This is a genomic window from Parerythrobacter aestuarii (assembly GCF_030140925.1).
Taxonomy (GTDB): domain Bacteria; phylum Pseudomonadota; class Alphaproteobacteria; order Sphingomonadales; family Sphingomonadaceae; genus Parerythrobacter; species Parerythrobacter aestuarii.
In genome coordinates this window covers 2,131,162-2,152,727 of the sequence record NZ_JARBWD010000001.1, presented here as the reverse complement: position 1 = coordinate 2,152,727, position 21,566 = coordinate 2,131,162, and the positions used below count along the sequence as shown (strand labels likewise).

Annotated in this window: 23 protein-coding genes; 19 read left to right on the top strand and 4 right to left on the bottom strand. The window is 61.8% G+C overall.

Going from position 1 to position 21,566, the window contains the following annotated elements; all coding sequences use genetic code 11:
• Positions 1–31 precede the first annotated feature (31 nt).
• From rimM to QPW08_RS10470, 7 genes are all read left to right on the top strand, one after another.
• Positions 32–538, top strand: coding sequence for a ribosome maturation factor RimM (gene rimM, locus QPW08_RS10500; RefSeq protein WP_284125764.1), 507 nt, complete (start codon positions 32–34; stop codon positions 536–538).
• Positions 539–633: 95 nt separating this feature from the next.
• Positions 634–936, top strand: a complete 303-nt coding sequence (locus QPW08_RS10495) for a hypothetical protein (RefSeq protein WP_284125763.1) — start codon at positions 634–636, stop codon at positions 934–936.
• Between the two features lie 44 nt (positions 937–980).
• Positions 981–1,931, top strand: a complete 951-nt coding sequence (locus QPW08_RS10490; RefSeq protein ID WP_284125762.1) for a carbon-nitrogen hydrolase family protein — start codon at positions 981–983, stop codon at positions 1,929–1,931.
• A complete protein-coding gene (locus tag QPW08_RS10485; RefSeq protein ID WP_284125761.1) occupies positions 1,924–2,451 on the top strand; it encodes a hypothetical protein in 528 nt (175 codons plus the stop codon). The genes QPW08_RS10490 and QPW08_RS10485 overlap by 8 nt, the downstream gene beginning before the upstream one ends.
• Positions 2,448–3,284 (top strand): tRNA (guanosine(37)-N1)-methyltransferase TrmD, encoded by an 837-nt coding sequence (trmD, locus tag QPW08_RS10480; protein ID WP_284125760.1) that lies wholly within the window; start codon positions 2,448–2,450, stop codon positions 3,282–3,284. Before QPW08_RS10485 ends, trmD begins: the two co-directional genes overlap by 4 nt.
• Positions 3,281–3,655, top strand: coding sequence for a 50S ribosomal protein L19 (gene rplS / locus QPW08_RS10475; RefSeq protein ID WP_284125759.1), 375 nt, complete (start codon positions 3,281–3,283; stop codon positions 3,653–3,655). Before trmD ends, rplS begins: the two co-directional genes overlap by 4 nt.
• Before the next feature lie 185 nt (positions 3,656–3,840).
• Positions 3,841–6,063 (top strand): S9 family peptidase, encoded by a 2,223-nt coding sequence (locus tag QPW08_RS10470; protein WP_284125758.1) that lies wholly within the window; start codon positions 3,841–3,843, stop codon positions 6,061–6,063.
• A gap of 14 nt (positions 6,064–6,077) precedes the next feature.
• Here the strand turns inward: QPW08_RS10470 and QPW08_RS10465 are convergent, their stop codons facing one another.
• Positions 6,078–7,310, bottom strand: coding sequence for a hypothetical protein (locus tag QPW08_RS10465; protein WP_284125757.1), 1,233 nt, complete (start codon positions 7,308–7,310; stop codon positions 6,078–6,080).
• A 241-nt stretch (positions 7,311–7,551) separates the two neighbouring features.
• Between QPW08_RS10465 and QPW08_RS10460 the strand changes: the two genes are divergently transcribed.
• From QPW08_RS10460 to QPW08_RS10440, 5 genes are read left to right on the top strand one after another with little or no spacing between them, the layout of a single operon-like run.
• Positions 7,552–8,577 carry an aspartate-semialdehyde dehydrogenase gene (locus QPW08_RS10460; protein WP_284125756.1) on the top strand — a complete coding sequence of 342 codons (1,026 nt, stop codon included), beginning with the start codon at positions 7,552–7,554 and terminating at the stop codon, positions 8,575–8,577.
• 11 nt (positions 8,578–8,588) lie between these two features.
• The gene (locus QPW08_RS10455; RefSeq protein ID WP_284125755.1) at positions 8,589–9,233 is read left to right on the top strand and encodes a DUF2238 domain-containing protein; all 645 of its coding nucleotides are present in this window, start codon (positions 8,589–8,591) and stop codon (positions 9,231–9,233) included.
• 49 nt (positions 9,234–9,282) lie between these two features.
• A complete protein-coding gene (locus QPW08_RS10450) occupies positions 9,283–9,912 on the top strand; it encodes a hypothetical protein (RefSeq protein WP_284125754.1) in 630 nt (209 codons plus the stop codon).
• Positions 9,913–9,917: 5 nt separating this feature from the next.
• Positions 9,918–10,565 carry a 2-hydroxychromene-2-carboxylate isomerase gene (locus QPW08_RS10445; RefSeq protein ID WP_284125753.1) on the top strand — a complete coding sequence of 216 codons (648 nt, stop codon included), beginning with the start codon at positions 9,918–9,920 and terminating at the stop codon, positions 10,563–10,565.
• On the top strand, positions 10,562–11,308 hold the full coding sequence (locus QPW08_RS10440; RefSeq protein ID WP_284125752.1) for a hypothetical protein: 747 nt from the start codon (positions 10,562–10,564) through the stop codon (positions 11,306–11,308). Before QPW08_RS10445 ends, QPW08_RS10440 begins: the two co-directional genes overlap by 4 nt.
• 8 nt (positions 11,309–11,316) lie before the next feature.
• Here QPW08_RS10440 and QPW08_RS10435 read toward each other — a convergent pair whose 3' ends face one another.
• Genes QPW08_RS10435 through QPW08_RS10425 form a run of 3 tightly spaced genes read right to left on the bottom strand, consistent with a single transcriptional unit; the run spans position 11,317 to position 14,408 of the window.
• Positions 11,317–12,891: a DHA2 family efflux MFS transporter permease subunit gene (locus QPW08_RS10435; protein WP_284125751.1), complete on the bottom strand. Its 1,575-nt coding sequence runs from the start codon at positions 12,889–12,891 to the stop codon at positions 11,317–11,319.
• 4 nt (positions 12,892–12,895) lie between these two features.
• Entirely contained in the window at positions 12,896–13,969 is a 1,074-nt protein-coding gene (locus QPW08_RS10430; RefSeq protein ID WP_284125750.1) for an HlyD family secretion protein, read from the bottom strand.
• Positions 13,962–14,408, bottom strand: coding sequence for a MarR family winged helix-turn-helix transcriptional regulator (locus QPW08_RS10425; protein WP_284125749.1), 447 nt, complete (start codon positions 14,406–14,408; stop codon positions 13,962–13,964). The genes QPW08_RS10430 and QPW08_RS10425 overlap by 8 nt, the downstream gene beginning before the upstream one ends.
• 98 nt (positions 14,409–14,506) lie before the next feature.
• On the opposite strand from QPW08_RS10425, the gene QPW08_RS10420 reads away from it, so the two are divergent.
• The 7 genes from QPW08_RS10420 to rimK all read left to right on the top strand — a co-directional run bounded on the left by QPW08_RS10420 (position 14,507) and on the right by rimK (position 21,221).
• The gene (locus QPW08_RS10420; protein WP_284125748.1) at positions 14,507–15,268 is read left to right on the top strand and encodes an alpha/beta fold hydrolase; all 762 of its coding nucleotides are present in this window, start codon (positions 14,507–14,509) and stop codon (positions 15,266–15,268) included.
• A 15-nt stretch (positions 15,269–15,283) separates the two neighbouring features.
• Positions 15,284–15,802 carry a hypothetical protein gene (locus QPW08_RS10415; RefSeq protein ID WP_284125747.1) on the top strand — a complete coding sequence of 173 codons (519 nt, stop codon included), beginning with the start codon at positions 15,284–15,286 and terminating at the stop codon, positions 15,800–15,802.
• 95 nt (positions 15,803–15,897) lie between these two features.
• Positions 15,898–17,745: a M2 family metallopeptidase gene (locus tag QPW08_RS10410; protein ID WP_284125746.1), complete on the top strand. Its 1,848-nt coding sequence runs from the start codon at positions 15,898–15,900 to the stop codon at positions 17,743–17,745.
• A gap of 95 nt (positions 17,746–17,840) precedes the next feature.
• Positions 17,841–18,728: an energy transducer TonB gene (locus QPW08_RS10405; RefSeq protein ID WP_284125745.1), complete on the top strand. Its 888-nt coding sequence runs from the start codon at positions 17,841–17,843 to the stop codon at positions 18,726–18,728.
• Positions 18,729–18,779: 51 nt separating this feature from the next.
• A complete protein-coding gene (locus tag QPW08_RS10400) occupies positions 18,780–19,868 on the top strand; it encodes a YncE family protein (RefSeq protein WP_284125744.1) in 1,089 nt (362 codons plus the stop codon).
• Entirely contained in the window at positions 19,858–20,319 is a 462-nt protein-coding gene (locus QPW08_RS10395) for an ATP-dependent zinc protease family protein (protein ID WP_284125743.1), read from the top strand. Before QPW08_RS10400 ends, QPW08_RS10395 begins: the two co-directional genes overlap by 11 nt.
• Positions 20,316–21,221, top strand: a complete 906-nt coding sequence (gene rimK / locus QPW08_RS10390) for a 30S ribosomal protein S6--L-glutamate ligase (RefSeq protein ID WP_284125742.1) — start codon at positions 20,316–20,318, stop codon at positions 21,219–21,221. The genes QPW08_RS10395 and rimK overlap by 4 nt, the downstream gene beginning before the upstream one ends.
• Positions 21,222–21,566 lie beyond the last annotated feature (345 nt).

Sequence of the window (21,566 nt, the reverse complement as noted above, 5' to 3'; positions counted from 1 at the left end):
TTAGCGAAGCTTGGATGAGGGACAAAAACCGATGACCGACACAACGCCCGTCACGCTGGCCGCCATCACCGGTGCGCACGGCGTGGCGGGCGAAGTGCGTCTGAAGCTGCTTGGTGACGGGCTGGAGGCGCTCAAGGCGCACACCAGCTTCAATGACGGCACGCTGACCCTGAAGAAGGTTCGCAGCGACAACAAAGGTGGCGCTATCGCGCGCTTCGCCGAGGTGCAGGGCCGCGACCAGGCCGAGAAGCTGCGCGGCACCACGCTCAACGTCACACGCGATGTTCTCCCCGAGCTGGAGGAGGATGAATACTACTTTGCTGACCTGATTGGTCTCGATGCAGTGACCGATGCGGGCACACACCTTGGCACGGTCATCGATGTCCACAATTTCGGCGCGACCGATATCGTAGAGATCGAGAAGGAGCCGGTGCCGGAGAAGGGCATGAAGACCTTCATGGTGCCGATGACGAAGCAGGCGGTGCTGGAGTGGGACAGCCAACGGCTTGTGATCGCGGCGGATTTCGCCGACGACTAACCGACGGTCGATTTCACCGTCGCCCATGGACAGCAAGGTGTTATGGTGTATTAAGACGCCATATAACCCATCCCACTTTCAAAACGGGCTAGTCCATGATCGACAATCTCCCAGCGGTCTTTGCCGCATATTCCGGCGGTTCTGCAGCCATCAGCTACATCATGGCGAAGGCATCGCCGACTATTTCGACCCGTGTCCGCAGCCTGTTTGCCGGGTTTGCGCCGCTGGCAGTTATCTATGGCGAAGAGCTGGTGCGCGAGGACTCTGTTGCGCTGACCGGTGCGGACCTTCTGTCAGTCGGTGGGCTGGTGTTGGTAGGTACTGGTATCGCAACCTTGGTCGGCCGCCAGGCAACGCGCAAGCCAACGCCTGAGGGATTGCCGCGCATCGAAAGGTAGTGCTTGTGGTGGATTTGCTCGCCCCCGCAGGCTAGGCGGGCCACATGAGCACCATTGCTGCCGCCATTGTCCAGGGACGCCCGATTCCGCTCGCCATTGGGGACGGGATTGCGCAGGCGACTGATCTGGCGCGCGAGGCCATTGATGGCGGCGCGCAGGTTGTCGCTTTCGGCGAGACCTTCCTCGGCGGCTATCCGCTGTGGCTCGACGAGGCGCCCGGCGCGGCGCTGTGGGATCATCCGGGCAGCAAGGCGCTGCATCGCATCCTGCTGGAGAATGCGGTCGTGTCCAATGATGAGCGGCTGCTGCCGTTGCAGGAGCTGTGCGATGCCAGTGGCGCGGTGATTTCCATCGGCGCGCATGAACGCGTGCGCAATTCGCTCACCAACACCCAGCTGATCTTCCGCCCGGGCGAGGACCCGCTGCCGCATCGCAAGCTGGTGCCCACCCATGGCGAGCGGCTGGTGTGGATGCGCGGCGATGGTTCGACATTGGGCGTACACCAGGCCGAATGGGGCCGGGTCGGCAGCCTGATCTGCTGGGAGCACTGGATGCCGCTGGCCCGCGCGGCGATGCACAATCTCGGCGAGAGCGTCCATGTCGCCGCGTGGCCGACGGTGCGCGAAAGTTACGCCATTGCCGGTCGGCACTATGCGATGGAGGGGCGGTGCTATGTGCTGGCGGCCGGGCTGGTGCAGCATAAGGAGGATATGCTGGACGGGCTGGAGCGTTGTGGTGGTTCAGCCGAGGCGCGCAAGTTGATCGAGGCGATCCCGGCGGATGTCCTCAACAAGGGCGGCAGCCTGATTGCCGCACCCGATGCCAGCGTGATCGCACAGGCGGGCGAGGGCGAGGAAATCCTCCACGCCCAGCTCGACCTGTCCGCCATCAACGAAGGCCTCGCCAGCCTCGACACCGACGGCCACTACTCGCGGCCCGATGTCTTCGAGCTAAGCGTCGATACGCGGGAGAAGGATGGAGTGAAATTTGCATAGGTTCACCCTTCTGATCGAAAGCTGTGTCGGGTTTGTTTCAACTCGTCTTGAAGAGGCTCGCGCAGAAATCTTAGACTTAATGTCGAAGGGCGGCTCGTCTGTGCACGTCAAAAACCTTCAGTCGATTCAACTCCAGTATGCAGTTAGCGCAGTTGGAATTTTTTCCATGTTCGATGCGGATTTGCAGAGAGAGCTTGGAGAAAAGAATGGTTTTGTGGCTGCCCGGAAGCTTCTGCAGGAGCAAGGAGAACAGGATCTACTCGATCGTTTCGAAATTTACTGCGAGGCGATCAACGCCCTGAAGCATGGTAACGGAAGAAGCTACGAAAGCCTCTCCAAGAAAGCAGGTGAGCTACCGTTTCGTATCAAGGCACCCGACGAGGAATTCTTCAACGAAGGTGATTGTTCTGAGATCGACACGCTGGTCTTGGCAGACGAAGAATTCGTGAGGAATTGTGCGGAAGTCGTCCACCAAGTCTCTGAAGTTGTCTGGCAATCACAATATCCTCTGAAATCATGACCTTCGCCGCCACCATCCTCACTCTCTATCCGGAGATGTTTCCCGGGCCGCTGGGCGTGTCGCTGGCGGGCAAGGCGCTCGAGCGGGGGGACTGGTCGTGCGAGACCGTCAATCCGCGCGACTTTGCCACCGACAGGCACCGCACGGTCGATGATACGCCGGCCGGAGGCGGGGCGGGGATGGTGCTTAAGGCGGATGTGATGGCGAGGGCGCTTGACCACGTCACAAACGGCAATCCCGGTCGCCCTGAGCCTGTCGAAGGGCAGGCGGAGCGCCAGACTATTCGTACTTCGACAGGCTCAGCACGAACGGATACGGGCGTCGGCGCGAGGCCCATCCTTGCCATGACCCCGCGCGGAAAACCCATCACCCAGGCCCGCATCCGCGAGCTTGCATCCGGCCCCGGCGTCATCATGCTGTGCGGGCGGTTCGAGGGGTTCGACCAGCGGCTGTTTGACGCGCGGCCCGAGATCGAGGAGGTGTCGCTCGCCGACATCGTCCTCTCCGGCGGTGAGACCGCTGCCATAGCCATACTCGACGCTTGCATTCGCCTGCTTCCGGGGGTAATGGGCGCGCCTTCAAGCGGGCATGAGGAATCCTTCGAAGACGGATTGCTCGAATATCCGCACTATACCCGACCTCAGGAATGGGAAGGGCGCACGATCCCTGAAGTGCTGCGATCGGGGGATCATGCGAAGATTGCCGCTTGGCGCAAGGCGCAGGCGGAAGAGATTACACGGTTACGCAGGCCGGACCTTTGGGAGCGTTATAGTGACGCTCGGGACCAGTCTGCCTCTGGCGCGCGGCGAAAGAAGAAGGAAATGGACCAGTGAACCTGATCCAGCAGATCGAAGCCGAGGAAATCACCAAGGCTGGCAAAGAGATCCCCGAATTCCGCGCCGGTGACACCGTGCGCGTCGGCGTGAAGGTTGTCGAAGGCAGCCGCGAGCGTATCCAGATGTTCGAAGGCGTGTGCATTGCCCGTTCGAACCGTGGCATGGGCTCCAACTTCACCGTCCGCAAGATGAGCTTCGGCGAAGGCGTGGAACGCGTGTTCCCGCTCTACTCGCCGATCGTCGACAGCATCACCGTGGTACGCCGCGGTATCGTGCGTCGCGCCAAGCTCTACTACCTGCGTGGCCGCACCGGTAAGTCGGCGCGTATCGCCGAACGTCGCGACACCCGCCCAGCCAAGGGCGAATAAGCGCACCAACCTTAAGGTTCGAGAGGGCGGTTCCTGCGGGAGCCGCCCTTTTTCGTTGGGCTTGCCTTTCCCACTCGTCATTGCGAGGAGCGAAGCGACGAAGCAATCCAGCGGTCGACTCCGGCCAAGGTAATGGATTGCCGCGCAGCCTGGCGGCTGCTCGCAATGACGAGGTGTCCATTGGAATGCGATTTCTGTTGGCTGCAACCCTGCTTCTCGCGTCCCCAGCCATCGCCGAGGACGACCCAGTGAGCGAACCGCAGGACCTCACCTTCGAGCGCGTCTTCGCTTCGCCTTCGCTCAACGGGCCGAGCCCGCGGCAGGCCAAGCTGTCGCCCGATGGACGCTATCTCACCTTGCTGCGCAACCGCGACGATGACCGCGAGCGCTACGACCTGTGGGCCTATGATCGCGAGAGCGGAGCATGGTCTATGTTGGTCGACAGTGAGAAACTCAGCAGTGGGCGCGAGCTGTCGGAAGACGAGAAGATGCAGCGCGAGCGCGCCCGCATAGGCAGCCTCAAGGGGATCGTCTCCTACCAGTGGAATTCCGACGGGTCGGGCCTGCTGGTGCCGCTCGATGGCGATCTCTACCTGGCGAAGCTCGATGGCACGGTGCAGCGCCTGACCGATACCGAGGAAAGCGAGCTCAACCCGTCGCTCAGCAAGACCGGCAAGTTTGTCTCCTTCGTCCGTGATCGCCAGCTGTGGGTGGGCGAGACCGGCGGCGAGGCTGCTCCCGTCACGCCCAAGGAAGGCGACACCATCCGCTGGGGCGAAGCCGAATTCGTGGCGCAGGAGGAAATGGCGCGACTCGCTGGCTATTGGTGGTCACCCGATGACACACGCATCGTCGTCCAGCGTACCGATGAAAGCCCTGTCGGCATCGTCACCCGCGCATCCATCGGCGCGACCGGCACCAAGGTGTTCGACCAGCGCTATCCGGTCGCAGGCAGCGACAACGCCATCGTCGAGCTGTTCGTGATTGCCCCCGATGGCGGGAACAAGGTGAAGGTCGATCTCGGCTCTGAAACCGACATCTACGTGGCCCGCGTAGACTGGGCACCCGATGGCAGCGCCATCTATGTGCAACGGCAGAACCGAGAGCAGACCGTGCTTGACGTGTTGCGTGTCGATCCGGCGACCGGCGCGAGTTCCGTCGCCTTCTCCGAGCGGGCCGCTGTCGAGGATTACTGGATCAACCTCTCTGACGACTATCGTTGGCTCAAAGATGGCTCGCTGATCTGGTGGTCGGAGCGCGATGGCTTCGCCCATCTGTACCGCAAGGATGGCGATGACTGGCGGCAGTTGACTGATGGCGAATGGGTGGTGACCAAGCTGATAGGCGTGGACGAAGAGACCGGCACGGTATTCTTCACCGGCACCATGGATGGCGTGCTCGAACAACACATCTATAGCCTCGATCTGACCAAGCCAGATGAGATCACCCGCCTGACTGAGCCCGGCTTCACCTACAGCGCCAGCATGGACGACAAGGGGCAGACCCTGCTCATCACCCGTTCCAGCGACGACAGCCCGCCGCAAAGCTATCTCGCTGACAGCGACGGCAAGCTGCTGACCTGGATCGAGGAAAACGCCCTCGATGCGGACCATCCCTATGCGCCGTTTCTCGCCAGCCATCGCCCGACCACCTACGGGACGGTGGAGGCGGAGGACGGCACGGCGCTTTACTGGGAGATGGTCACGCCCGAGCTGGAGCCGGGCAAGCGCTACCCGGTGTTCTACAGCCACTATGGTGGTCCGGGGCCGCAGACGGTTGCCAATGGATGGAACGGCGCGCTGCGGCAGGCGATCGTCGACAGGGGCTATATCTGGTTTGCCCTCGACAATCGCGGCAGTGCCAACCGCGGCGTCGCTTTTGAGCAGTCGATCTACCGTGCCATGGGCGGGGTCGAAGTGCGCGACCAGAAGGCGGGGGCGGATTATCTCAAGACGCTCGACTTTGTCGATCCCGACAAGATCGCGCTCTACGGCTGGTCCTATGGGGGCTACATGACCCTTAAGCAGATGCAGGCTGATCCGGGGCTCTATGCAGCCGGCATCACCGGCGCGCCGGTGACCAAGTGGGAGCTTTATGACACCCACTACACCGAACGGTTCATGGGCGATCCGCGCACAATGCCCGAAGCCTACGAGAAAGCGAGCGCCATTCCCGATGCCACGAAGATGACCGATCCGCTGCTGCTGATCCACGGCATGGCGGACGACAATGTCGTGTTCGAGAACTCGTCGGAGCTGATCTCGGTGCTGCAGGAAGCCAACCGACCGTTCGAGATGATGCTCTATCCCGGCTATACCCACAGCGTGGGCGGCGAGATGATTTCACCCCATATGTGGAACACGATCTTCCGCTTCCTTGAAGAGAATGGGGTGACCCCTCCCGAGTAGATTCCGACAACAACCTATTGGGGTGGGAAGGTGAGGTCTGCCGCAGGTGTTGCAGCCTTCACGTCGCTAATGCCGATATAGTAGTCATAGGACAGGATCAGGTCGCGCGTTTCGGCGTCGATCTTGGTGCTTCTGCGAAGCAGCGGACGGAGTGCCTTCAGGTTCACCAGCCCGATGGGTTTGCCGTCCAGTACGGTCAGGATCGGTGATCCCTCCTTGAGGCCATAGGGCTTGCAAGGACCCGGCTTGTTGGCCTGGATCTGCCATGCTTCGCCGCTGAGGCAATCGATCATAAGGTGCACGGTACCGAAGTCCTGCGCCCGACCCCATTCCATCAGGAAATTGCCGAAGCTGGGGACGTTGGTGCCGCTCAGCCCGCGCTCCATATGATAGCCGCCGAACTTGAAGAACACCTTCGGTGCCTTTCCGTCGCCCGCAACGGCTGCCTTCCAGTGCTTGAGGAAGTTGGCCTTCATGTAATTTTCGCGTTCCAGATTGGCGTCATAGATCGGTCCAGCCTGGCGTACGAACGCCCCGTAGATCCGGTGGCTGATGGCGATGTCATCGACCAGTGCCTTTGCCTTGGCCGGGCCATCGGCGAAAGCTGCCACCAGCGCGTCAATCTCCTCCTGCGGCGCAGCGCCGATATACATGAAGTTGCTCGCCGACTTGTCGGTCAGGCTTTGCGCGGCAGCGCGCTGTGCGTCGGTTTCAGACAGTTCCAGCAGCATCGGTCCGAGCAGCGGCCCGGCAGCGATAAACTCCTGGTCAACGCCCCACAGCACCGGCCTATCCTTGGGCGAGAGCGCAATGGCTGTCTCAACCAGCGCAATCTCCTCCACCGAAGAGAGGAAGGGAAACAGGAAGGCGCTTTGCGGCTGGTTTATTCGCGCTGTGAGCGCACTGCCATCGGATCGGACCAGCCGTTCGACCTCACGCGTGGACCAAGGGCCGATCTCGACAGCAAAGTAGTCATAGCCGCCGACCATGATGCCAGCCTGCAAATTACCGATCACGTCGGCGATGTCGGCGGTCGCGTGGGTCTCCCCGACCAGGAAGAATTGTGCCGCGTCGGCTTCCTCCATCAGTTGATCGAATCCCGGTCCGGAGAGAGAGCCGTCCGTACCGCGCTCAATCTCCAAGGTGTTGGCAGCAATGGCATCGACCATCGGATCGGTGTCATCCTGCGCCAGAATCGGTGAAGCCGCGATGGCTGCCAGTGCCGCGAAGCCGATAGTGAAACGCATTATTCTCTCCCTGTATTAGGTCGGCAATACAGTGATTGCGTTTGCGGTCAACGCCTGGCCATGCCGAACGCCCAGTTCGAATTCATGGTTGACCGCTCTTACTGCTGGGGCTGGTTTAGCTGCACGTAATGTTGCATGTGCGAAAGGCGGTTTGGTCCGCGCATACGCATTCTTGCTTGCCAAGCGCAGCACAGGGGTGCAGCGGCGCGGTCCGGAAATCTTTGACGTGCGGAGAAATACCTTGGGCTATCGCGTAGCCGTTGTCGGTGCGACCGGGAATGTCGGTCGTGAAATGATGCAGATCCTCGCCGAGCGGGAATTCCCGTGCGACGAAGTGGCTGCAGTTGCGTCCTCGCGCTCGGTCGGGACAGAGGTCGAGTTCGGCGACACCGGCAAGATGCTCAAATGCAAGAACATCGAGCATTTCGATTTCACCGGCTGGGATATCGCCTTGTTCGCGGCGGGCAGCGGCCCGGCCAAGGAATATGCGCCCAAGGCGGCGGCCGCCGGCTGTGTCGTGATCGACAACAGCTCGCTATACCGTATGGACCCGGATGTGCCGCTGATCGTGCCGGAAGTGAACCCCGACGCGATCGACGATTACAAGAAGAAGAACATCATCGCCAATCCCAACTGCTCGACAGCGCAGCTGGTGGTGGCATTGAAACCGCTGCACGACGCCGCGACGATCAAGCGCGTGGTGGTGAGCACCTATCAGTCGGTTTCCGGTGCCGGCAAGGCGGGGATGGACGAGCTCTTCAACCAGAGCCGCGCGATCTTCGTGGGCGATCCGGTGGAGCCGGTAAAGTTCACCAAGCAGATCGCCTTCAACGTTATCCCGCACATCGACGTGTTCATGGATGACGGCTCGACCAAGGAAGAGTGGAAGATGGTGGTCGAGACCAAGAAAATCCTCGACCCGAAGATCAAGCTCAATGCCACCTGCGTGCGCGTACCGGTGTTCGTCGGCCACTCCGAAGCCGTCAACATCGAGTTCGAGAACGAGCTGGGCGCAGACCAGGCAATGGAGATTTTGCGCGAGGCGCCGGGCGTGATGCTCGTCGACAAGCGCGAGGACGGCGGATACGTCACACCCGTGGAAAGCGCGGGAGATGGCGCGACCTATGTCAGCCGCGTGCGCGACGATCCGACGGTCGAAAATGGCCTCACCCTGTGGTGCGTCTCTGACAATCTGCGCAAGGGAGCTGCGCTCAACGCGGTACAGATTGCCGAGCTGCTGGGGCGGCGTCACCTGCAGAAAGGCTGAGCAGCACTTTCGTGGAAGCCTGGCGCGCCTTGCCTGCACCGCAGCGCTGGATGATCGGCTTTGGCCTAATCGGCCTAGCGCTCATGCAGATCGGGCAGCCTTACCCTGAAGTCGCGGTGCTGCATCATACGCCGACGCTGATCGCGCTCATTTCCGCACCGTTCCTGCTCAGGCGGTTTCCGCTCTCCAACGCGGCGTTCGGCTGCCTGATGCTGTTCCTCGTGCTGCACACGGTGGGCGGGCGCTACACCTATACCAACATGCCCTATGACGCCTGGTTCGAGGCGCTGACCGGCACCGGCTTCAACGAGCTGATGGGGTGGCAGCGCAACAACTACGACCGGCTGGTGCATTTCAGCTTCGGCCTGCTGTTCGTGTTGCCACTGGTGGAGTTCCTGCGCGACCATGCCGGGGTAGCGCGCAAGCTGGCACTCTATTTCGCAGTCGAGTTCGTGGTGGCGATCAGCGGCATCTACGAGATCGTTGAATGGACACTGTCGATCCTGCTCGCGCCCGACAATGTCGAGGCCTACAACGGCCAGCAGGGCGATTACTGGGACGCGCAAAAGGACATGGCGCTGGCGTTCCTCGGATCGCTGGTGGCGGCGGCGGTGATTGCGCTGCGCCGCAGTTTGGGGCGACCCAACGCAGTTTGACCTCGCTTCCGCTTGGTGGCACCTCCCGCGGGGAAAGAAGGGGGAAGACATGCGAACAATCCTGATTGGCGGCATGGCCGCGCTGGCACTCGCGCTGGTCGCTTGCGACGAAGACGCTGAGGCCTATGCCGATGAAGACAGCGCAGTTGGGCTTGTCGACGATGAGGGAGACACGGAGGCCGAGGAGGATACGGACGCCGAACCGGGCGAGGCCTATGACGACAGCCGTTATTTCGTCGTGCTTGATGGTGAAGGGCTGGGGATTGTCCGCCGTAGCGATGTTGCCGTCACGGTCCTGCCCTTTGGCACCGCTGCCGACCATGTCGCTGCCACGCTGGCGCAATCGATTGGCGCACCGCGCGGACAGGAAAGCAATGACGAATGCGGCGCGGGACCGATGGAGTTCATCGATTTCGGCCCGCTGACCATCAATGTGCAGGACGATGTCTTCGTCGGCTGGTGGCTGCGCGGCGATAGCGACATCGCTACCAGCGATGGTACCGGTATCGGTACCGCACGGGCCAAGGTCGAAGCGCTCGACGGCTACGAGCTCTACGAAGAAAGCACGCTGGGCGAGGAGTTCACCATCACGGACAGCAACGACGGCGTTGTTTCCGGCATCTTTGGCGATGGCGACGTGCAGGATTTGTGGGCCGGCACCAGCTGTGTTTTCAGGTGAAGATCATGACCTTGCAAGCCGATCTCTATTTCAGCTTCCGCTCACCTTACAGCTACCTCGCCATCGGACGCTATCGCGCGATGAGCGAGGACTACACCGTCGATATCGCGCTGCGTCCGGTCTATCCGCTGGCGGTGCGGCAGCCCGATTTCTTCGAACGCAACCATCCCAACTGGCTCGGCTACACTTTCCGCGACATGTTCCGCGTAGCGCAGTTCCACGGCATCCCGTTCGGCCCGCCGCGGCCCGATCCGATCATCCAGAATGTCCAGACCCGCGAGATTGCCGCCGATCAGCCCTACATCCGCCGCGTCACAAGGCTGGGGCAGGCGGCGGCCCGGCGCGGCAAGGGGCTGGCTTTTGCTGCCGAAGCTGGACGGCTCATCTGGGGCGGGGCGGAGAACTGGCACGAGGGTGACCACCTCGCTGGTGCAGCCGAGCGGGCCGGGCTCGACCTTGCCGATCTCGACGCCGAAGTGAGCGCGGAGGCGGACCAGCTCGACGCCGAGATCGCCGCCAACCAGGACGCGCTCGAGGCGGCCGGCCACTGGGGCGTGCCGACGCTGGTGTTCGAAGGCGAGCCCTTCTTTGGCCAGGACCGGATCGAGATGGTGCAATGGCGGATGGAGCAGAAGGGGCTGGACAAGCGGTGAGCAAACTGCTGACAATGGCCGCAGCTTTCGCTTTGTCGACCTCTTTCGCGGCGCAGGCGCAGGATGTGCCAGATACCAGGCAAATGGATTCGGACTCAGCCGCCGATGCCGTCGACGCCGCTTTGGAAGATGTCGCTGAAGCGGTCGATGAGGCTGGCGACTGGTCAATCGAGTGGGGATCGGAGCTCGAGGTCTACGGAGATCCCGGTCTCGATGGAGAATCCCGCTACGAGGGCGAGGAAATCGAAACTCCGGAAGGAACCATCGTCAAGTATCGCATTGTACCGGACGACGCCGAGGATCTCGACGTTGACGGCGAAAACCTGTCGTTGGTCAATATGACCACCGGAAAGTCGCGCCTGCTCCTCCCGGAGGGCTCCGACCAACTGCTCTTCAACTGGACTACGCTCGAGGTACCGCGCCGCTGGGGCGACGATGAAGTCAGGCAAGTCACTGTGGCCTATGTGGCGCTGGTCGGTACACGGCAGGACTACGCTGATGGCAGGCTGGACCTTATCATCGGGCGCTTTTCCGATCTCGAGCAAGTGACGCTCGCGAAGCGCCTGAGATTTGTCGATGCAGCAAACACGATCGACCGCGATACTGTGACCCTGATTGCCTGGGACGGTCCAAATTCAGCTGAATTCCTGAAGATCCGGCTGGTGGATTTCGCAATCGTTGAGCGCGCAGCGATTGAATTGCCGATGCCAAAGGAGATCATCGAGGTTTCAATCCCGGAATAGGTCGATCGCTAACCCGGCTTGGCACCGGGCGGCGGCCCCGCCTTGCGCATCACGAAGGCGAAGGGGATCGCAGCCAGCGTCAGCCACATCATCAGGTAGAAATCGTCGACATAGGCGATCATGGCCGCTTGCCGGTTCACTTCCGAATCGACCAGGCGCAGCATGACTTCTCCGGCCATCTGGAAGCGGTCAACGGTCGACAGGTCAATCAAGTCTGTGCTTGCACCTGTCACATGGCCGCCCAGCTCTTCATGCGCGGTCTGGAGATTGGCACCGAGCAGGGCGCTGGTGATCGAAATGCCCACCGATGCGCCGAGCGAGCGGGTGAGATTGAGCAGGCTCGACCCATCGGTCCGCAGCCGCCCTTCCAGCGTCGAAAACGCAGTCACATTGAGCGGGATGAACACCAGTCCCAGGCCCAGCCCCTGGATCAGGCCTGTGGTGATGAAATGCCAGCTGTCAGCCTGCAGTGACCAGCCTGCCATCAACCACTGCGACCACGCGGCGATGGCGAATCCAGTGGCGACAATGATTCGCGCATCGACTCCGCGGCGGATCAACAGGCCGGACAGCTGCATGCTCAGCATCACCCCCACGCCGCGCGGCATCAGCACGATACCGGTGTCGATCACGCCGTAACCGAACAATCGCTGCAGCATCGGCGGCATCAGCGCCATGTTGGCAAACATGACCACGCCAATGATCAACATGAAACTGAGCGCGATGACGAAATTGCGGTCGGCGAATATCGCCTTGTCGAACAGTGGCTCTCCAGCGGTGGCGAAATGGACAATTGCGATCCAACCTGTGCTGGCGGCGAGCAAGGCATAGATCCATATCTCCGCTGAATCGAACCAGTCCTGCTGCGTCCCCCGGTCTAGCATCAGTTGCAGCGCGGTCAGCGCGATCCCCAGCATGAGGAAGCCGAACAGGTCGAACTTGCGTGCCTTTGCATCCCGGTGCGGAAGTTCCGCCATCAGGATCGCGAGCGCGAGCAAGCCGATCGGCAAGTTGACGAAAAAGACCCATCGCCAGTTGGCGCTTTCCGTCAGCCAGCCGCCGACCACCGGACCCAGGATCGGGCCGATCATGATGCCAAGGCCCCAGATCGCCATCACCTGTGGGTGGCGGCTGGGGCGCGAGGTATCGAGCATGAAGCTCTGGCTCAGCGGCGGGATAAAGGCCCCGGTGATTCCCTGCAAGGCGCGGAAGATCACCATTTCCTCGAGGTTCTGTGCCAGCCCGCACATCATCGATGTGATGATGAAGCCGAGCACGGAGAGGAGAAACAACCGCCGCGCCCCGAACCGGTCGGCCAGCCAGCCGGTGATGGGCATCGCCACCGCGCTCGCCAGGATGTAGCTGGTCAGCACCCAGGTCACGCTCTCGACCGTTGCGCCCAGGCTGCTCTGCATATGCGGGATCGCGACATTGGCGATGGTGGTGTCGAGAATCTGGATCAGCGAGGCCGCCATGATCCCGACCATCAGCAAAGGCTGGTTGCGGACTTCCAGCAAGGCATGGTCGCTTACCGGATCAGCCGCACCGGGCGCAGGAGAGGCAGGGCGCGCGGCGCTGGCCACTCCCTCAGTCCTCGTCGGTGAAGACAGTGACTTCGGTCGAAAGCCCGGCAATCAGGCGCCGTGGGCTCTTGCTGTCGATGCGTATACGCACCGGCACGCGCTGCGTCACCTTGACCCAGTTGCCAGTCGCATTCTGCGCCGGCAGGACGGAAAATTCAGAGCCCGTACCGGCACCAATCGTCTCGACCCGACCTTCCAGCACAACATCCGGATAGGCGTCGAGGCGGATTTCAGCTCGTTGGCCCACTACCATGTCGGCAAGGTCAGTCTCCTTGAAATTGGCTTCGACATAGGAGCTGCCGTCTTCCACCAGTGTCAGCACCGGCAAGCCTTGTACGACCTGCTGTCCGACTTGGAGGCGGTCGGCCTGGGTCACCGTGCCAGCGCTCGGCGAGCGAACCTCCGTCCGGCGCAAATTGAGCTCGGCAGAGGCCTTGCGTGCCTCTCCGGCGGCCACTTGCGGGTCTTTGTCTGGTACCGCGGGACCTCGCGCCAGGCGCGCCCGCGCTTCTGTCTGGCGGGCCTGCGCCATGCGGAGCTGCTCGCGCGCTTGCGATACGGCATGGCGAGCGGCGTCATGCTCGGTCAGGGTCAGGAAGCCGCGCTTGTAGAGCGCGTCCTTGCGCGCAAAATTTGCTTCAGCGAAAGCGATGTCCTCCTGCGCAGCGGAAATCGCGGCACCGGACAGGTCGGCATCGTTTCCCAGGGCAGTGAGGTTTGCCTGCGCCTGCGCGATGGTGGCATTGGCTTCGGCGATCTCCACCCGGAAGGGTTCTTCATCGAGCCGATAGAGCAGCTGCCCGGCTTTGACCGTGTCACCTTCGCCAACCAACACTTCGACAATGCGGCCGCCGACCTCCGAGGAAATCGCCACGCGATCTTGCTGGATATAGGCGTTGTCTGTCGAGACCTTGCCTTGCAGGCTCCACCAATAGGTCAGCGCACCAAGGGCCAGTGCCAGCGGCAGCGAAACCATCAGGACGATGCGTCCCCAGCGGCGCTTGGACCGAGGGGGCGCGTCGGATTGCGCTTCGGCGGGAGCTTGGTCTTGCACGACGGTCGGATCCGCTTCAGCCATGAGCAATCTCCCTGGCCTCGCCAGCCGGGGTGAGATTGGCCGTCACAACCTGGAGCATGCGTACAAGCTCGTCCTGCTCGCGGGGGCTGAGCCCTTCGACCATCCGGTCGAGCAACCCATCGAGCGCGGCCCGGATACGCGCGATCTCACCAAGGGCGCGCTTGGTCAGATGCAGCAACCGGGCGCGCCGGTCGGTGGGGTTGGGACGTCTTTCGACCAGGCCCGAATCCTCCATCCGGTCGACCATGCGGCACAATGAGATCGGTTCCACTTCCAGCAGGTCGGCATAGAAGGCCTGATTTTCGCCCGGGGCCCGTTCCAGTGCCAGCAACAGGCGCGCTTGCGGCGCCGTAATTCCCGTGGTGCGCACACGCTCTTCGAAAGCGCGCCGCAGCAGCCGTGAATTGTCCGCCATCAGCCAGCCAAGATTCTTGTCCATAGCCGCACATATAATAAGGATGCTTATTAAAGGCAACGATGGGTGCAGACGCCAAATGCGGCTGGATAAGCCCTGCTCTTGCGGTTAGTGAGCCGCGCATGAGCGCCCATTCGACGACCCGCTTTGCTTCATTCGACGACACAGAACTGGCGGTGCACCGGATCGGTGAGGGCACGCCTTTCGTGCTGCTCCATGGCCTGTTTTCCAATGCCGACATGAATTGGATCCGGTGGGGCCATGCCGAGGCGATTGCCGCGGCGGGCTTCGAGGTGATCATGCTCGATTTCCGCGTCCACGGGATGAGCGATGCGCCGCATGATCCGGCCAAGTACCCTGAAAACGTGCTGGTGCGCGATGTCGCGGCTCTGGTCGATCACCTCGGCCTCGAGGATTATGTCCTTGGCGGCTTCTCGCTCGGCGCGCGCACGTCGATCCATGCGGTGGCGCAAGGTATCCTCGATCCGCAGCGGTTGGTGATCGGTGGGATGGGCACGGCGGGTCTCGGCGAATGGTCGAAGCGCTCGGCCCATTTCCTGCGCGTGATCGACGAGTTCGACACCATAGGTCGCGACGACCCAGCCTATTTCTCGCGCCAGTTTCTCAAGAGTCAGGGGACTGATCGGGTCGCGGCACGTATGTTATTGCAAACATTGCCCGATCTTGATCTTGCAGCGCTGAAGAATATCACTATGCCCACGCTTGTCGTATGCGGGGATGAGGATCGCGACAACGGATCGGCCATCGAGCTGGCAGGGTTATTGCCCGATGCCACCTATGTCGAAATTCCCGGTACGCACATGTCGAGCGTGACCAAGCCCGATTTGGGTGAGGCCATCGCAAACTGGTTGAAGGATGCTTGAGGGGGCTCCTGTAAGATGATTTCGCGGCGGCGATTCCTGATGTTCTGGGTGGGCGGGTTGATCGCGTTTGCCATCGCTCTGGCATTACACATGCCGCTGACGATCGAAGCGGTGCCTGAAGGTATCGTAGATCACCAGACCGCCACCACCGGGGCACGGGTCGACGCCATCCAGCAAGCATGGGCCGAGGCCGGCGTGTATCGCAACGCCTTTACGGCGATGCTCAGCGATTTCGGTTTTATCCTGCTTTACGGTATCGGTAGCCTGATGGGCGGGCTCTATTTCCTGCGCACAGGGCAGGGAACCTTGCGCATGATCGGTTGGGCGCTGGTCGGCTCGGCCCTGGTGTTCCTTGCCAGCGACCTTACGGAAACGGCGATGCAGATCCAGCAACTCACTGCCGGCAAGGGGGATGACGTCAAGGCGCACCTGGCGGCAGCGATGCACTATCCCAAGCTGATCTCGTGGATCGCCTGCTTCATCCTGCCGCTCAACGGCCTGATCCTGGAGCGGAGCCAGCGCCGCCCGGCCTGATAGGTCCGCGATGGCCGCTTGATTCATACCCCGCGCGGGTCCAAACCGATATCAATGGAAACCGGTTGTCTCCGGACTTGAGAGGAAGTGTCCCCATGAAACTGTTCGCCCCCGCTGTCACCGCCCTCGCGCTGGTCATGGCTGCTCCAGCCTATGCCGAACATCACGAGCCTGCCGAGGCCGAAGCCACTACCGAATTTCCGATGACTCCCGAAGGTGCGGCCAACTGGGTAGCGATGGTCGAAGCCGATCTTGATGCTTTCTCGGTCGATGCCGGCCGTATCTACTGGATCAATGAAACCTATATTACCCATGACACTGATGCCCTGGCGGCCAGGGTCAGCGCTGAAGGTACGAAAAAGTCGGTTCTGTATGCCTTGGAAGCGGCCAAGTTTGCTACCATTGAAGGGCTCGATCCGGAGGTGGCTCGCAAGCTCGACAAGCTGCGCACCGGGATCGTGTTGCCTGCTCCAACGACAGAAGGTTCGGCCAACGAACTGGCGACAATCACGACCAGCCTCAACAGCCAGTATGGCAAGGGCAAGGGTACCCTAAACGGCGAAGCGATCAGCGGCAGCGATATCGAAGCCGAGATGGGCAATCTTGACCACACCCCGGAAGAATTCGCCGAAATGTGGACCAGTTGGAACGATCAGGTCGGCGCGCCGATGAAGGACGAATACGTCCGCATGGTCGCTATCGCCAATGAAGGTGCCAAGGAACTGGGCTTCGCCGATGTCGGTGCCATGTGGCGCTCCAACTACGATATGAGCGCAGAGGAATTCGCCGCAGCCAAGGAAAAGCTGTGGGATCAGGTCAAGCCGCTCTACATGCAGCTGCACACTTACACCCGTCGCAAGCTCAACGAGAAATATGGCGACGCGGTCCAGCCCGCCACCGGTCCGATCCGCGCCGATTTGCTCGGCAACATGTGGGCGCAGGAATGGGGCAATATCTACCCCCTCGTCGCGCCGGAAGGGGCAGGTGATATCGGCTACGACCTGACCGCGCTGATCGAGGCCAAGGGGCTAGACGAGCAAGGCATGGTCAAGGTCGGTGAAGGATTCTTCTCCTCGCTCGGATTCGATCCCTTGCCGGAGACATTCTGGGAGCGCAGCCAGTTCACCAAACCGGCGGACCGCGAAGTCGTCTGCCATGCCAGCGCATGGAATGTTGAGGACGGAAACGACATCCGCATCAAGATGTGCATCAAGCGCAATGGCGATGACTTCGTGACGATCCACCACGAGCTTGGCCACAATTACTACCAGCGCGCCTACAAGGACCAAGACTACCTCCACCTCGATGGCGCGAATGATGGCTTCCATGAAGCGATCGGCGATGCCATCGCGCTTTCGATCACGCCTGAATATCTCGTGCAGATCGGCATGCTCGACGAAAGCGAAGTCCCCGGCGCGGACAAGGATATCGGGCTGCTGCTGCGGCAAGCGATGGACAAGGTCGCCTTCCTGCCCTTCGCGCACCTCGTCGACAAATGGCGCTGGGGCGTGTTCGACGGTTCGATCGCGCCGGAGGATTACAACACCGCCTGGACCGAGCTGCGGACCGAGTACCAGGGCATTGTCCCGCCGGTCGAGCGGCCCGCCGACGCCTTCGATCCGGGCGCGAAGTATCATATCCCGGGTAACACGCCCTACACCCGCTATTTCCTCGCCCGGGTGCTGCAGTTCCAGTTCTACAAGGCGGCCTGCGATGCTGCCGGGTGGGAAGGGCCGCTGCACCGCTGCAGCTTCTACGGCAACAAGGATGTCGGAGAGAAGCTGGGCGCGATGCTGGAAATGGGCGCGTCGAAGCCATGGCCCGATGCGCTGGAAGCCTTCACGGGCAGCCGCGAGATGAGCGGCGAAGCGATGATCGAATACTTCGCCCCGTTGATGGCCTGGCTCGAAGAGCAGAACAAAGGACAGCCGCAAGGATGGTGAGGCAGGCTGTGTGGGTCGCGCTGCTGGCTGCTTCGTCCCTGTCGTTCCCGGTCCTGGCCCAAGAGGCCCCCTCTTCGGAGCCTCTGTCAGAGGCCATGCCCGACACGGAATCGTTGCGCTATGATGACGAAGTTGTCGTCACGGAACTCAGCCTGCTGGAGACCCCGCCGCGATACCGATCGGGAGACGACCCCGCCGAATTTCCCGAGGCCAAAGCCTACGCTGAACAAGGGCGCGGGCAGCGGGTGAAAGCTCAGGCGATCGTGACACGCGAAGGGGCCATTGCCGAGCCCGAGCTTTTACTCGGCAGCGGCGATACCGAACTCGACGCGAAGATCCTCGAGGCGCTTGCCGGATGGAAGCTGTGGGCCGGCCGAAAGGATGGGGAAGCCGTTCCCAGCCTGGCCAAGTTTTCGTGGTTTATCGGCAAGTTTCCCGACCGTCTCGAAGGCGGCCAGCCGGCGATGCCTGAAGAGGCCAAGGCGCTCGGTCACCATGGAGCCGTCCGTATCGCCGGCACGATCATGCCCGATGGCAGCATCGGCAATGCAGAAGTGTCCGCCAGCAGCCGTTCAACGATCCTCGATGCGGCGGCGCTCGAAGCCGTCAAGGGGTGGCGCTATGCTGCGCCCTTCGATCTGCAGGGAGAACCGGCCTCTTATGATGTCGTTTTCGCGCTGGACTTCGGCCAGGGCAAGGATGGCGGCAGCTATCTGAGCGGGATCGAGACCTATCGCTGCGAAGCGTTCATCAAAGAGTACGACTGGTGGCGCAGTGCCTTTCCTGAAGCCGATCCAGACGACTACGATTTGCGCAAGATGCTGATCGGTGCCGAATTCCTCGTCGCCATCAGCAAATCCGGCGACACCAAGGGATTCAAGGACCGGATGGAGCGCTGGAACGGCAAGTTCGCGAAGACTATCGAGGGGTGCCGCAAGCGACCCAGGAAGCTCTTCCGCGAGGAATATCGCAAGGCCAAGTGATCGCCGCGCGCGCCGTTTCGGTTGTGTATCGATGCTGCTAAAGGATTTTGCATGACATCATTTCCCGCATCCAGGAATGCCCATGTTGGCAAGACCATGCTGCGGCTGGCCGCCCCGGCGTTGTGGCTGGCAGGTTGCTCGCCTGCGGCCGCCGACCTGCCGCCACCCGAAGTTGTCGCCGATGGAGCGATGGAGGGGCAAGTCCTGTTTGTCACCAACAAGGGCGAAGACACGCTGAGCAAGGTTGACCTCGCGACAGGCGAGGAAGTGCAGCGTGTCGACAGCTGCACGACCCCGCATGAACTGGCTGTATCGCCAGACGGCCGGCATGTCGCGCTGGGCTGCTATGGCGGGCGCTCGATCACGATCCTGCGCACCGCCGATCTGGTCGTGGTCAAGGAGATCGAGCTTGGCGAAGGCGCGCGGCCGCACGGCATCGTCTGGCACGCCAACGGCAATCTCTACGCCACCGCTGAAGGGCGGGAAGCGATGGTCCGGGTAGAGGACCCGCTCGGCGAAGCGCCCGTGCTGGCTGAATTCAAGACTAACAAGAAGGGCACGCATATGCTCACCGTTGCCCCCGATGGCAGCGCGGCATGGACCGTCGACATGGGGTCGGGCACAGTGACACGCATCGATCTCGCCGGTGACAGCCCTCCGCTCTCAGTGCCGATGGGGGAAGAGCCCGAGGGGATTTCCTTGTCGCCCGATGGGACCGCGCTGTGGGTGTCTGCGCGCGGGTCTAACGAGGCATTCGAGCTCGACCCGGCGACGCTGGAGGTGCGCAAGCGACTTGAGACCGGGCGCTTCCCGCTGCGGCTGGCGATCCGTCCGCAAGGCGATGTCGCGATCACATCCAACCTGGAAGATGCGACGCTGTCGGTGATCGAGCTGGCCTCCGGCGAACTGACCCGCACGATCAAGGTCGGCGGGCCGGGGCAGGCCGAGCAACGCTTCCAGGTCACAGTGCTGTGGTCCGACGACGGCAGCCGCATCTATGTCGCTGAGACCGGCAGCAATACCGTAGCCGAAGTCGACTATGCCGGCGGCAAGGTCCTGCGCCACTTCTTGGTCGGCGAAGATGGTGACGGGCTGGCGGTGGTTGCGCTTCCTGAGAGCGAAGGCAGCGGTGACGAATAAACCTGCGCTCCCCATTGTCGGGTGGCGTGAAATGGTCGCGTTGCCGGACCTGACCGAGGCCCGGATTCCGGCCAAGATCGACACCGGCGCGCGCACTTCCTCGTTGCACGCGCTGGAAATCGAGCGGTTCGACCGCGACGGACATCGCTGGGTCCGCTTCCTCCTCGACATCGGCGAAGGGCGGAGCGAGCCGGTTACCGTCGAAGCCCCCCGTGCCGACAAGCGCATCGTCACCAGTTCCAACGGTGAAGCGCAGGAGCGCTTCATCATCCGCACCACGCTTGAACTCGGCGAGCTTCGCTTCAAGGCGGAATTCAGCCTCGCCGACCGCAGCGACATGAAATTTCCAATTCTCATCGGCAGGACGGCCCTGCGCCGCCGGTTCCTCGTGGATTCGGGCCGATCCTATCTCCAGTCGAGCGCCGCAGAGTGCCAAAGGATACTCAAATGAAAATCGCCATGCTGGCTCGCAACCCGAACCTTTATTCGCACAAGCGCTTGAAGGAAGCGGCGGAGGAGCGCGGCCACGAGTTCGATATCCTCAACACGACCCGCTGCACGGTCAATATTGCCAGCCATCGTCCGACGCTGAGCTACAACGGGCAGACGGTGCCCAAATATGACGCTGTGATCCCGCGCATCGGTGCGTCGATTACCAACTATGGCCTCGCCGTGCTGCGCCAGTTCGAAATGGGCGGGGTGTGGCCGCTTAACGAAAGCGTCGCCATCGGCCGTAGCCGCGACAAGCTGCGCAGCATGCAGATCCTCGCCAAGCACGGGCTCGGCCTGCCGCTGACCGCCTATGCCAACGATCCCAAGGCGGCCGAGGAGATCATCAAGGCGGTCAACGGCCCGCCGGTGGTGATCAAGCTGCTGGAGGGGACACAGGGCATCGGGGTCGTGCTTGCGGAGACCATGTCGAGCGCCAAGTCCGTGATCGAGGCCTTCCGCGGGGCCAACGTCAACATCCTGGTGCAGGAGTTCATCAAGGAAGCCGGCGGGACAGACATCCGCGCGCTGGTGGTCGGCGGCAAGGTTGTCGCGGCCATGAAGCGCACCGGCGCGCCCGACGATTTCCGTAGCAACCTCCATCGCGGCGGCAGCGCGCAGCTGATCAAGATCACGCCGGAAGAACGCAGCACCGCCGTCCGCGCCGCCAAGCACATGGGCCTCAACGTCTGTGGCGTCGACATGCTGCGCAGCAATCACGGCCCGGTGATCATGGAGGTGAATTCGTCACCGGGGTTGGAAGGCATCGAGAACGCCACCGGCAAGGATATTGCGGGGATGATCATCGACTACATCGCCGCCAACGCGAAGGCGGGGAAGACGAAGACCAAGGGTAAGGGGTGAGATCGCGCACTTTACCACCCGCGTTGTTGCTGGCTTTTCTTTCTGCATCTTGTGGAGGGGAGGGCTATGAGGCTTTCTCGGCATCGAACGCCGAGACTCAGATTGTCTTTTCAATTTCAAGTGGCGGACCCTATTGCGGGAGGTGTGACAAACGTACTCTCTATGTTCACGATGATGGCAAGGTCTTGATCGAAGATGGCCATTGGGCGGGCCGTTATCGCAATTGGAAGACACAACTCTCCACGGTTCAGGTCTCGAATGACCAATTGTCCGCATTCAAGGACCGCTTGGACAGGTTTTGGACAGCCCGAGAAGGTTGGAGTGCTAATACTGCTGAATGCGTTG

What these genes read in the sequence shown, in the direction of transcription:
- rimM (WP_284125764.1), top strand. Translation starts at nt 32, where the DNA reads ATGACCGACACAACGCCCGTCACGCTGGCCGCCATCACCGGTGCGCAC.
- QPW08_RS10495 (WP_284125763.1), top strand. Translation starts at nt 634, where the DNA reads ATGATCGACAATCTCCCAGCGGTCTTTGCCGCATATTCCGGCGGTTCT.
- QPW08_RS10490 (WP_284125762.1), top strand. Translation starts at nt 981, where the DNA reads ATGAGCACCATTGCTGCCGCCATTGTCCAGGGACGCCCGATTCCGCTC.
- trmD (WP_284125760.1), top strand. Translation starts at nt 2,448, where the DNA reads ATGACCTTCGCCGCCACCATCCTCACTCTCTATCCGGAGATGTTTCCC.
- QPW08_RS10470 (WP_284125758.1), top strand. Translation starts at nt 3,841, where the DNA reads ATGCGATTTCTGTTGGCTGCAACCCTGCTTCTCGCGTCCCCAGCCATC.
- QPW08_RS10465 (WP_284125757.1), bottom strand. Translation starts at nt 7,310, where the DNA reads ATGCGTTTCACTATCGGCTTCGCGGCACTGGCAGCCATCGCGGCTTCA.
- QPW08_RS10450 (WP_284125754.1), top strand. Translation starts at nt 9,283, where the DNA reads ATGCGAACAATCCTGATTGGCGGCATGGCCGCGCTGGCACTCGCGCTG.
- QPW08_RS10445 (WP_284125753.1), top strand. Translation starts at nt 9,918, where the DNA reads ATGACCTTGCAAGCCGATCTCTATTTCAGCTTCCGCTCACCTTACAGC.
- QPW08_RS10430 (WP_284125750.1), bottom strand. Translation starts at nt 13,969, where the DNA reads ATGGCTGAAGCGGATCCGACCGTCGTGCAAGACCAAGCTCCCGCCGAA.
- QPW08_RS10425 (WP_284125749.1), bottom strand. Translation starts at nt 14,408, where the DNA reads ATGGACAAGAATCTTGGCTGGCTGATGGCGGACAATTCACGGCTGCTG.
- QPW08_RS10420 (WP_284125748.1), top strand. Translation starts at nt 14,507, where the DNA reads ATGAGCGCCCATTCGACGACCCGCTTTGCTTCATTCGACGACACAGAA.
- QPW08_RS10415 (WP_284125747.1), top strand. Translation starts at nt 15,284, where the DNA reads ATGATTTCGCGGCGGCGATTCCTGATGTTCTGGGTGGGCGGGTTGATC.
- QPW08_RS10410 (WP_284125746.1), top strand. Translation starts at nt 15,898, where the DNA reads ATGAAACTGTTCGCCCCCGCTGTCACCGCCCTCGCGCTGGTCATGGCT.
- QPW08_RS10405 (WP_284125745.1), top strand. Translation starts at nt 17,841, where the DNA reads ATGCCCGACACGGAATCGTTGCGCTATGATGACGAAGTTGTCGTCACG.
- QPW08_RS10400 (WP_284125744.1), top strand. Translation starts at nt 18,780, where the DNA reads ATGACATCATTTCCCGCATCCAGGAATGCCCATGTTGGCAAGACCATG.
- rimK (WP_284125742.1), top strand. Translation starts at nt 20,316, where the DNA reads ATGAAAATCGCCATGCTGGCTCGCAACCCGAACCTTTATTCGCACAAG.